The 11,583-nt window shown below is 59.2% G+C and carries 8 protein-coding genes and 1 pseudogene; 5 read left to right on the top strand and 4 right to left on the bottom strand.

Annotation, left to right across the window (positions count from 1 at the left end; genetic code table 11):
- Window positions 1–7: 7 nt before the first annotated feature.
- Window positions 8–1,021 carry an AraC family transcriptional regulator gene (locus tag AC1DKH_RS28755; protein WP_477800032.1) on the bottom strand — a complete coding sequence of 338 codons (1,014 nt, stop codon included), beginning with the start codon at window positions 1,019–1,021 and terminating at the stop codon, window positions 8–10.
- Between the two features lie 360 nt (window positions 1,022–1,381).
- On the opposite strand from AC1DKH_RS28755, the gene AC1DKH_RS28750 reads away from it, so the two are divergent.
- Entirely contained in the window at window positions 1,382–2,425 is a 1,044-nt protein-coding gene (locus AC1DKH_RS28750; protein ID WP_477800031.1) for an alpha/beta fold hydrolase, read from the top strand.
- A 53-nt stretch (window positions 2,426–2,478) separates the two neighbouring features.
- Here the strand turns inward: AC1DKH_RS28750 and AC1DKH_RS28745 are convergent, their stop codons facing one another.
- The 3 genes from AC1DKH_RS28745 to AC1DKH_RS28735 form a co-directional block, all read right to left on the bottom strand.
- On the bottom strand, window positions 2,479–4,128 hold the full coding sequence (locus tag AC1DKH_RS28745; RefSeq protein WP_477800030.1) for a 3-(methylthio)propionyl-CoA ligase: 1,650 nt from the start codon (window positions 4,126–4,128) through the stop codon (window positions 2,479–2,481).
- Window positions 4,129–4,312: 184 nt separating this feature from the next.
- Complete coding sequence (locus tag AC1DKH_RS28740; protein WP_108217363.1) at window positions 4,313–4,792, bottom strand: 2,4'-dihydroxyacetophenone dioxygenase family protein; 480 nt, start codon at window positions 4,790–4,792, stop codon at window positions 4,313–4,315.
- A 113-nt stretch (window positions 4,793–4,905) separates the two neighbouring features.
- On the bottom strand, window positions 4,906–5,778 hold the full coding sequence (locus AC1DKH_RS28735; RefSeq protein ID WP_477800044.1) for a TauD/TfdA dioxygenase family protein: 873 nt from the start codon (window positions 5,776–5,778) through the stop codon (window positions 4,906–4,908).
- Window positions 5,779–6,298: 520 nt separating this feature from the next.
- Here AC1DKH_RS28735 and AC1DKH_RS28730 point away from each other — a divergent pair.
- The 4 genes and pseudogenes from AC1DKH_RS28730 to AC1DKH_RS28715 all read left to right on the top strand — a co-directional run.
- A complete protein-coding gene (locus tag AC1DKH_RS28730) occupies window positions 6,299–9,196 on the top strand; it encodes a sensor domain-containing phosphodiesterase (RefSeq protein ID WP_477800029.1) in 2,898 nt (965 codons plus the stop codon).
- 62 nt (window positions 9,197–9,258) lie between these two features.
- On the top strand, window positions 9,259–9,690 hold the full coding sequence (locus AC1DKH_RS28725; RefSeq protein ID WP_477800043.1) for a GFA family protein: 432 nt from the start codon (window positions 9,259–9,261) through the stop codon (window positions 9,688–9,690).
- Between the two features lie 82 nt (window positions 9,691–9,772).
- Window positions 9,773–10,351, top strand: a complete 579-nt coding sequence (locus tag AC1DKH_RS28720; protein ID WP_477765254.1) for an eCIS core domain-containing protein — start codon at window positions 9,773–9,775, stop codon at window positions 10,349–10,351.
- 121 nt (window positions 10,352–10,472) lie between these two features.
- Window positions 10,473–11,186, top strand: a pseudogene (locus AC1DKH_RS28715) (MFS transporter); the annotation flags it as partial.
- Window positions 11,187–11,583: the final 397 nt, after the last annotated feature.

Here is an 11,583-nt window from a genome sequence, read left to right as displayed (position 1 = left end):
CTCCCTGTCAGGGAGCGACCGCTTGTTTCTGCGCGCGACGCCACGCCGCTGGCGGCATGCCGAACTGGTTGATGAACCAGCGGGTGAAGGAGCTGGCCATGGAGAAGCCGAACATGTCGGCGATGCGGCTCAACGAGTGGTTCGGGTTCTCCAGATAACGCAGCGCCAGGTCACGACGCACCTCGTTGATCAGGTCGTTGAAGGCACAGCCGTCGTCTTGCAGGCGGCGTTGAAAGGTGCGCACGTTCATGCCCTGTGACAGCGCGATCTGCTCGATCGTGGCGCGGCCCATGGGCAACAGCAAGTAAATCGCCTTGCGCACTTCGAACAGCAACGAGGTGCTTTCATTGCCTTGCAGCGAATCGATGTAGTTCCGGGCATAACACGCCATGGCCGGGTCGGCATTGGCGTTGACCATGTCCAGACTGGCATCGGAGCAGACGATGCCGTTGAACTCGCTGCCAAACTCCAGGTTGCAGCCGAACAGGCGCCGATGCAGATGCAGGTTCTCTGGCGGCTGGTGCATGAAGTTGACACTGTAAGGGCGCCACTGCGAGCCGAGTAGTGTCGAGCACAATCCGAACAGCACGCCGATGACCAGCTCCGAGGCCTGGCGACTTGGCAACAGCGACTCGGTGACCATCTCGGCACGAATGATCACCATCCTGCCGGCTTCTTCAACGAAGATCCCCAGGGAGTCATTCATCAGATCGCGGTAGTGCTCCATCACCTGCAAGGCCTCACGCAGGGTGCGTTGCTGACTGAGAAGCAGGCTGACCACGCCGAAGTCCGAAAGCTGGCGCGACTCGGCCATGCGCAGGCCGAGGGTCTGGCAACCACTGGCGAGCGCAGAATCTTCCAGCAGGCGCACGGCGGTATCGATGGGTATACGGTTTTCCGGGGCTCGCAGCTGAGCCTTGCTCAGGCCGACGACGGTCATGACGTCGCACGGATTGAATCCCAGGTCCTGGGTGACTTCCAGGTATTTGGTCAAGACGGCGGCACGAACAAGCATGGGCATGTGCAGGATCTCCCTCGGCCGATGGCGGCGTTGCTTTTTTCATCGAAGGTGTATTGCGCGGGAAGACGGCGCTTGTGGCGGTACAGCTAGCGCCAGCGATCTTCAACCCTGGTCTGGCGTAATGCAGAGCAGGTAGCGCGGTCCCATTTTAGGGAGCACGGGCCCGGCGCCATGGGCATGGCGGGATAATTTATTAGCATATTGGGACACAGTCGAAGGGCCGGGGCTGGCAGCGGCAGAAGCGGCTCTACAAGCTTTCGAACTGTCCCAGTTTCACAAGATTGTGTCCCGGGAAGCTCAGTGCAGGGCACCCTCACGGCGCTACCTTCAGGCCCACAACTAATAAGATGGAGGTAGATAATGGATACGCGCACTTCAATGCGTATCGGTCAGCCGCTCGCTGCAATGGCGCAGGTGGATGCCGATGATCCTGATGCATTCAACCACTGCTTTGCCGAACTCAACGGCATTCGCATGCATTACATCGACGAGGGACAGGGCCCGCTCGTCATCCTGCTACACGGTTTCCCCTACCTTTGGTACATGTGGCGGCGCCAGATCGTGGCATTGGCCGAGGCCGGCTATCGAGTTGTTGTGCCCGATCAAAGAGGGTTCGGGCAATCGGACCGACCCGATTCCATCGAAGCCTATGACATGAGCCAGGCCGTCGGCGATATGGTGGGTTTGATGGCGGCCTTGGGCGAAACGTCCGCGGTGATCATTGGGCATGACTTGGGCGCTTGGGTGGCCCAGGCGGCGGCCATGTTGCGACCGGATCTGTTCCGTGGCCTGGTAATGCTCAATACACCTGTACCGCCGCGCGGCAAGGTCAAACCGACCGTGGGTTTGCAGGCAATGGCAAAGGGCAGGGTGTACCACCACCTGTATTTCCAGCAGCTCGACAAGCCGGATCGCGAGTTGGCCAATGATCCGCGCAAGACTTTGAGCAGCGTCTTCTACTCGATCTCCGGCAGCGCCGTCGGTGCCGAACGCTGGCGTCTGTTCGTTGAGGCCGGTGAACCCATTCTCAATGCCTTCACCGAGCCGAAGGGTGAGTTTCCGTCCTGGTTAAGCCCGCAGTCACTCGACTACTACGTCGCCGAGTACACGCGCACGGGGTTTACCGGTGCCCTCAACTACTACCGCTGTCGCGATCGCAATTGGGAAATCACGGCGTTTCTCGACGGCGCTAAGGTAAGCCAGCCGAGCCTGTTCATCGGTGGTGCTGCCGACCCTTCCCTGGAGCCGGTCGAAATCCGTGCGCTCTACGACCAGATGGACGCCTATCTACCCGCACTGCGCAAAAAGGTTCTGCTGCCCGGTGTGGGCCATAGCGCCGCAGAAGAATGTCCCGCTCAGGTCAACGAATTGCTGTTGGAGTTTCTCGAGCAGATGGAACGCTAGGAACGAACGTTTTGCATTGTGCATGGCCGCGATCACTCGCGGCCATGCAGCGCTCAGCCGGCAGCCTTGACCAGCAGATGATCGCCGAACTGCTCGCGCAGAACGTTCTTCAGGACCTTGCCTGTAGCGCCCAATGGAATCGTGTCGACGAAGACCACATCATCCGGCGTCCACCATTTCGCGATCTTGCCTTCATAAAAGGCGAGCAGCTCTTCCCGCGTCAGTGCTGCTTGCGCTTTCCTGACCACGATCAGCAATGGGCGTTCATCCCACTTCGTGTGTTTCGCGGCGATGCATGCAGCCTGGGAGACTGACGGATGGGTCATCGCAATGTTTTCCAGGTCGATGGAGCCGATCCACTCTCCACCCGACTTGATTACATCCTTGCTGCGGTCGGTAATCTGCATGAAGCCATCCCCATCGATGGTCGCCACATCGCCGGTCGGGAACCATGTCTGACCTGCGTGCTCAAGCAGCGGCGAACAGTCATCTTCGTTTCTGAAATAGTCGCGTACCACCCAGGGGCCACGCACCATCAGGTCACCCGAGGTTGCCCCATCCCAAGGCAGTTCCAGGCCATCCGCACCGACGATCTGCATGTCGACGCCAAACACTGCCCGGCCTTGTTTGGATTGCACGGCATTACGCTCTGCGGGAGACATATCAAGGTGCCTGGCCTTCAGAGTGCCAATGGTTCCGATCGGGCTCAATTCAGTCATCCCCCAGACGTGCAACACCGCAACGCCGTAGACCTCCTGAAACTTGTGCAGCATTGCCGTGGGACAGGCAGCGCCCCCAATGATGGTGCGTTTCATGCTGGAGAAATGCAGGTCTGTTTCCGCCAGATGAGCAAGAAGGCCTTGCCACACAGTCGGTACGCCCGCCGAGAGCGTAACGTGCTCCGCTTCCAGAAGCTCAAACAGGGATTTACCGTCCAGCGCAGGTCCAGGAAATACAAGCTTGGCCCCGACCATGCACGCGATGTACGGAAGTCCCCATGCGTTGACATGGAACATTGGCACAACCGGCAGGATGACGTCGCGGGCCGAACAGTTCAGGGCATCCGGCAGCGCGGCGGCATAGGTATGCAGTAGCGATGAACGATGACTGTACAAGACTCCTTTCGGGTTTCCCGTCGTGCCGGAGGTGTAGCAGAGCGTACTGGCGGCATCCTCGTCGAGAGTCGGCCAGACGTAGTCGGCAGATCCCTGTTGAAGCAGATCTTCATAACAAAGCAAGTTGTCGATGCCGGCGTCTTTCGGCATGTGGGTGTGATCGGTCATGGCGATAAACGCCTTGACCGAATTGCAGCGGCCAGCGATGACCTTGATCAACGGCAGGAACGTCAGGTCGAAAAAAATGTACTGGTCTTCGGCGTGATTGGCGATGTAAGCGACCTGGTCTTCATGCAGGCGAGGGTTGATGGTATGCACAATGGCGCCCATGCCGGACACGCCGTAGTACAACTCCAGGTGACGATAGCCATTCCAGGCCAGCGTGCCGACCCGGTCGGCGGGTTGGACACCCAGGCTGGTCAGCGCGCTGGCCATCTGGCGCGCGCGACGGTGGCAGTCACGAAAGGTGTAGCGATGGATATCGCCCTCCACCCTGCGGGACACGATCTGCGTATCGCCATGATGGCGGTCGGCGTGCTCTATGAGCGAGGAGATCAACAGCTGCTTGTGCATCATCAAACCATGCATGACATCACTCCGTTCGTACGTCTTTGATCGGGGAGCGGACAGGCGGCCAGGGCCCTCTGTCAGACTCCGCGTCAAAACCGCGAACCGGGACAGCCTGTTTTCCTCCCCTGGATTTTTGCGATCAGGTTACTTTCCCGGCTCCCCCATGAATCGAGGGATGCCGGGCGTCTTCCTGGAACTCGGATCAGTTGAATGCCGTGAGGTCTTTCGGCGCGATGTCATGCTGCTCGCAATAAGCTAGATAACGTTGCAACCCCGTCTTCCAGTTTTCCAGCGCGACAATGTTGTCGTTGCCGTCCAGGAACGCCAGATCGCCAGTGACTTGAACCAGCATGAGCGAATACCCGTCTGCGCTTCCTGTGCTGACGACTTCAGGGGTGTGAGTCGACGCGGCCGTCTCGTAGACGATGCTGCCGGGGCCGGCGATCCAGTCATGCTCCTTGTATTTCCACTGGCCTTCGATCGTGTAGACCATCACCGTCCCGGTGTGGTGGTGCTTGGGCAGTTGCATGTCCAGCGGCGCCTTCATCATGACGATCCATTCACCACGGATCGGGTCGAGCTTGAAGTACTTCAGCAGGACGTTTTCGGCATAAGGCGTAAAGGGAATCCACGGCAGGGATTCGCCATCGATGACTGCGGTGTCGACGTGTTCGTAGAGCATAGGTATCTCCATTGTTTTGTTTGAGATCGAACATTTGTGAGCGGCCAGGATTACCCGACTGACTCAGATGGTCGGTCGGGTGTCCTGAATTTCCCCGGAGGGAACCGTTTGGATCAGACGAGCGGGGTGCCCACGAGGGTGGCACGCAGCATCTTTCTTGGCGCATTGCCGTAGTCAGCCACTGCGTAGTGCTGAACTTGCAGGTTGTCCCACATGGCAACCGTGTTGGTTCGCCACTTCAGGCGAACCTGATATTCCGGAATGGCGGCCTGGGAGATCAGGTAGTTCATCAAATGATGAGCCTCGGGCATGAAGTCCTGGCCGTACCGGATGTCCTCGAAGTTGAAGAAATTCGAGAAATGGGTAGTGAACGCCGAGTTCACAAACAACACCTTTTCACCCGTCTCAGGATGGATAAGCACCACCGGGTGTTCAGCTCCGGGGGTCTTCAGGGCCATCGCGTGACGTTCTTCGCGTGGCAACTGGGCGCCAAAGGTCTGCTCGGCACCGTGCTTTGCATACAAGCCATCGATCCGTTGCTTGATGCTTTCGGGCAAATTTTTGTAGGCCATCACCATGTTGGAAAACAGGGTGTCGCCGCCGGTCTCCGGACCCAGTTCGCAGCGCAATACCGCGCCGCGGGGCGGCGCCTTCTTGTAAGTGACATCGGCATGCCAGAGGTTTTCGCGGCTGGCCTTTTCGACATAGCTCTTGGGCTTGCCCGGATCGAGATTGCGGTACAGCATCAGCAACTTGTCCGCCTCCGGATGGCTCGGCGCCAGGGGATGGGCTTCCAGTTCGCTGAATTGCGCGGCGAAGTGCTGTTGCTCCATTGGAGTGATGTTCTGGTCGCGAAAGAACAACACTTTGTGCTTGAGCCACAGGGCCCGGATTTGCGCGATCAATTCCGGATCCTGGGCAGCGTCGACCAGGCTAACGTTGCTGAGCTCGGCGCCGATGGCGGGTGTGCAAAGCTCTACCTTGATCGAATGCTGGCGCACCGACGACCGGATGATGGCCGGTGCCGAGGGAGACGCTGGTGAAGGGGTGTCTTGGATTTCGGCGATTTTTGTCATTGTTGTGTCCAGTCCGTGCTTGTGCGGCGGTGCGCAATATGTGCATCCGGTATAGGTAACTGTCCCCTGCCTATCAGGCAGAGGTGCCGTTCCTATAGTAGGTATCCCGGGTTCGATGCTATTGGCTTGCCAGGACAGTTTCTTCGCATATTGGGACGAATGAGCCGAAGGCATGTCTCGCAGGCGAATAATGGCCACGCTCCTCCCACTTACACAGAATCCAGTGAGTTGCATCGTCCAGTTGAATCCGCAACACACGCTGCTCCGTCAGACCACAAGCAGCGAATAATTTGTGGCTCGTCTCATACCTGGCATCAAAGTGCATAAAATCATTGAAAAAAACCGCTATAAGCTTTAAACGGGAAGTTTTACGGCACATTGCTGGCAATCAGTCAGTGAGTGTCGGCAGTTTTGGGCTCAGGGAGCGCTGATGAGTTTTCGTACATTGACCGGCTCCCCATGGCAATCGCGCACGAGCGAAGTTGCCGCACTTGAACCCATAGAGACCCCGGATACTGTCGGCATGGCCTACGTTGGCGGCGGCGACACGATCGGACAATTGCTGGACTCAGCGCGCAACTGGGCCCATTCCCGCGCCTGGGTGTTTTACCGCACCGGTGAACAGATGCATCGGGTTGGCCAGGGCGACCCACGGGTACAGTGGCCTTCAAGCGTTGCGAATGACGAGTTTGAAGGCTTTTGCCGGGCCCGCAACGTGCACCGCTGGCCGACCGGCAGAGGCGAAAGTGTGCTGGGTTGGCTACTTGCGCCAGTCGACGATGCTGCGCAACCGGCGCTCGCTGAACTTGCCCAGCGCCTGGGCATTCAGCTACAGACCAATACCCTTGCCCGTGCGCAGATCACGCAGCGTGTGCTGTATGAAATTACCTATCTGGCCAGTTCGACCCGTGACCGGTCAGTGTTTCTGGTGGGGGTTCACCGGCTGCTGGCCAGCCTGATCGACGCCGAGAACTTCTATCTCGCGCTGTATAACCCGCACACCGGCAAGATCGACTACCCGTATTACGTCGACATCATCGACGCTGATGCCCTGGAGGCCGAGAACTACGAATACCTTGACCCTGCGCATCTGTCGTTGACTGGCCAGGTATTGACCACTGGCCAGCCGTTGCTGATTGACTCTGCCGGCATTCTCGCGGCTCAGGCCGAAAACCGTTTTTATTGCGTGGGTGATCGTCCCGAGTTCTGGATGGGGGCACCGTTGAAAAATGCCTCGGATGACGTGTTTGGCATGCTGGCAATGCAGGTCTACGACGTTTCACGCATCTACAGCGCCGAAGACCGCGCGCTGTTTTTGGTGGTAGCCCGTCACGTGGCCATGGCGCTGGACCGGATTCTGCACCGGGAGGACCTGGAAGAAACGGTGATGCGTCGCACCCTGGAGCTTTCGGCACTCAACGACGCCTTGAGGCAGGAAGTGGCAGACCGAGAGCGCGCCGAACATCTGCAGAGCGCGCTGTTCCAGATTGCCGAACTGTCGAGCCGGCCTGGCGACATGGCCGAGTTGTTCCAGACCTTGCATGGCATCGTCGGTGAACTGCTGTTCGCGCAGAACTTCTACATTGCCCTGTTCGACGGCGCGACCGGTGAAGTGACGTTTCCCTATTATGTGGATGAACGGCAGACGATCCGCCCGGCGGCACGGCGAGGGCGCCGGGGCTTGACCGAGTACGTGATCCGTCAGCGTCGAGCCTGCCTGATTGACGCCGGCGAGGCTGAGCGATTGTCCGCGCACGGTGAAATCGAAATTGCCCATGAGTCTGTGCGCTCCTACTCCTGGCTGGGCATTCCATTGTTCGAAGACGACGTGGTGCGAGGCGTGCTGGCGGTGCAAAGCTATACCTCGCAGGTGAGCTATACCCAGCGTGACCAGGAGCTGCTGACCTTCGTGTCGCGGCACATCGACACAGCGTTGTCGCGACGCACAGCTGCCGAAGCGATCCATGCCGCCAACCTCCAGCTGGAAGCCCGGGTGCAGAGCCGCACCCGCGAGCTCGATCACGCCAATGCCAAGTTGCAGCACGAGAACTCCCACGATGCACTGACCGGACTACCGAATCGCACCTATCTGCAACAGCGCCTCAATCTGTCCTGGTCGCGGTTCGGCAGCGAAGGCGGGCACCTGTCGGTGATGTTCATCGATCTCGACCGCTTCAAGATGGTGAACGACAGCCTCGGCCACCATTTTGGCGACCTGCTGTTGATGCAGGCGGCCCACCGTTTACGTGGTTGCCTGCGCGACACCGACATGCTCGCGCGCCTGGGGGGCGACGAGTTTTCGGTGCTGGCTCCCGAGGCGCCGCTGGACGTGATGATCGAAATTGCCGAACGGATTCTGGTGGCATTCGACCTGCCGTTTTTCATCAATGGCCATGAGGTTTTCTCGTCCTGCAGTATCGGTATCGTCAGCGCCGACAACCAGTTCCATCACGAGCCCGCCGACTTGCTGCGCGATGCCGATGCGGCGATGTATCGGGTCAAGAGTGCCGGGCGCGACAGCTACGCGGTGTTCAACCAGGAAGTGCGCCGTGAAGTCTCGGACCAGGTCGAGCGAGAAGGGGCCTTGCGCAACGCGCTCAAACGCAACGACGAACTGCTGCCGTATTTCCAGCCGATCGTCAGCGTCGAAACCGGCGAGCTGTTGGCCCTTGAAGCGCTGATCCGCTGGCATCAGCCGGGCGGCCGGGTGATTGCGCCGGGCGAGTTCTTGCCGGATGTCGAGGGTTTGCGCCTGATCGGTCGACTGGACCTGTACATGCTTGCCAGCATTGCAGCGATCCTCGCACAGCCCGGGCACGCCGATTGGCCGCCGGTGCACGTCAACTGCTCCAGCTACAGCATGACGCGTCCCGACTTCGCCAGTGAGGTGCTGGCACTGTTGGCGCAGCACCGGGTCTCGCCGTCACGGATCTGCCTGGAACTGACCGAAGGGGCGCTGGTAGCCGAGCCGGCGATTGCCCGACAAACCATGCAGCAACTGGCGGACAACGGCATGTCGGTGGTGCTCGATGACTTCGGTGCAGGGTTTTCATCCCTGAGCTATGTGCATCAATACCGTTTCAGCGGATTGAAAATCGACAAGTCGTTCATCCTCGAACTGACCACCAGTACCCGCAGTCGCGCGATTGTCCGGGCGATTGTGCGGATGGCCGAATCGCTGGACCTGAGTGTGGTGGCCGAAGGCGTCGAGGATGAAGCGACACTGGACCTGCTGCGCGAAATGGGGGCGGGGCAGGCCCAGGGTTATCATTTTGCCAGGCCGATGGGTTTGAAGGCGCTGCTGGCGAGTTCACTGCTCGATCACTAGGGATCGAGGACATTTCATGGCAGGAGCAAACACGGATGAATCATTTTTCAAGGGAGAGAGTCATGGCATCAGGGCAATGTCTTTGCGGGGCTGTGCGCTTTTCCCTGGCGGTTGAACCACGATTTTTTTATCGCTGCCATTGCACCCTGTGCCGCAAGCAAACCGGGGGCGGCCATAATCTCGCCACGCTGGTCAACGCTCGCGACTTTCGATGGGAAGAAGGGCAAGAGGCGATCACGGGTTGGCGCAAAACCAGCGGGTACAGAAATGACTTTTGCTCGCGATGTGGCTCGACCGTGCCTAATGTTCTTCGCGAAACACCCTATTTCTGGATTCCGCTTGGACTTCTCGATGTCGGGCTGAGCATGGAGTGTATTGGAGATTTCTGCACCGATGACGCTATGCCATGGGATGAACAACGCTCGGAAAAAAGTCATTGCGCAGCCCCGGATTCACTGGAGCTTCTTCTGCATGAGCTGCAGGTCAATGATTGACTCGGGTGCCTGACCGGCATAGGGACGAACGGGTAGCCTGGCCCATAATTGGTTCACCACTGTCCGCTGCCCGGAGCGCCCAATGCCGCCCATCACCACGCGCCTGGTGGCGCTGCTTGTTCTTTGCCTGACACTTGAAGTGCCAGCCCAAACCAACGGCTGCCCGGCTGGCGAGAAGCAAGTGTGCCTGGACGACTGCATCTGCCTGCCAGACGTGGTGCCTGATGACATCTACCAGATCGCGGCGCCTGGGCTGGCGCTGTGGCTGACCCAAGCGCGTGCTGAAGCAGCCAACGCCGGCATCCAACCCATTCCACCGCACATCCGCGAGCAGCTACTGCACTGGTACGCCCCCAGCGTCCTCGATACCGCGCGCTACAAAATCAGCGACAACGGCCAATTCAACGCCGCCACCGCCATGCTGCAAAACCCCGATGTCGGTGCCGTGACGCTGATCGACATCATCCTGTTCCGGGACGCGCAATCGGCAGAACAGGACATCGCGCTCTGGGCTCACGAACTCAAACATGTGCAGCAGTATCAGGAGTGGGGGGTGCTGGGATTTGCCCAACGGTATACACAGGATTTCAATGCCGTGGAGGCGCCGGCTTATGCCATACAGGCTGAGGTCAGGCGCTCGGTGAGGGCAGGGACTTACTGAAGGGCAGCATACTTTCTCGTTATTTTCATGTACGACCCTTTTGGGAGTACTCGCTCCGCGTGACAGGAAGTTTTTCCACGATACGCATACTTGTCGGGCCTTTGACAAAGTCATCTGTGACCTTGTGGCGGTGACCAGCAAACCACTGCGTCTGCATGCGCGGGACCATACGCCGCTGGCCGAGGTCTTCCATACCCTGTTCATCAGATTCAGGCGCAGCGCGCTGGTGGGGATGACCCTGTTGACCGCCCAGGCCTTCTTTTACAACGCGATCTTCTTCACCTATGCGCTGGTGCTCACCGATTTTTACCAGGTGCCTGTCGAGCATGTTGGTTGGTATGTATTGCCCTTGGCACTGGGCAATTTCTGCGGGCCGCTGCTGTTGGGGAGCCTGTTCGACGTGATCGGCCGACGCGTGATGATCAGCTTCACCTACGCGATGTCGGGGGTGTTGCTGGCGCTCAATGGCTATGCCTTCCAGCAGGGTTGGCTGGATGTCACCCAGCAAGCCGCGGCGTGGATGGTGATCTTTTTTTTCGCCTCGGCAGCGGCCAACTCGGCCTACCTGACCGTGGCGGAAACCTTCCCACTGGAAATCCGCGCCTTGGCCATCGCCGTGTTTTACGCCTTTGGCACTGGCTTGGGCGGCATCATCGGGCCGATGTTGTTTGGCCAACTGATCCAGACCCAGCAGCGCAGCAGTCTGTTGATTGGTTATCTGACAGGCGCTGCACTAATGTGTTTGGCGGCGGTGGTGCGGGCGATTTGGGGGGTGGCTGGGGAGCGTCGAGCGTTGGAGCAGGTGGCCCGGCCTTTGTCGCAGGCTGAGGATTGAGGGGGGCTACCAGCCAGCGAGCAAAGGTGTTGGCCCTTTCGTGAAGGTGAACACCTCAGGCTTACACTGGCCATCATCTGTTTTTTTGGGTACTTCACGGAATCCCGGGGAACACCGACACCTGTAGAAACTGGCTTGCCAGCGATGGCGACCTTACGGCCGACCATTTTCTTCCTGGTGTACATATTCATTGCTGCGGTAACGGCCACCCTTACGGCGGGTCACTTGGAAAAGCGGAACGCCGCCCGGCCCCAAGTAACCAAGGGCTCTTGCCCCTGACGTTCGGTGCCTCGCCCAGGCTCGGCATGCCCTCGCTCCGGTCCTGCTCCGTGGGCCCGCCGCGATCGGCCATCCATGGCCGTGCGCGGCTAACCCGGCATCCATGCCGGGTTGCCCA

This window comes from Pseudomonas sp. 05L36 (assembly GCF_056398125.1).
Note: the sequence above shows the minus strand (reverse complement) of the source record. Positions and strands in the feature narration are given on the sequence as shown.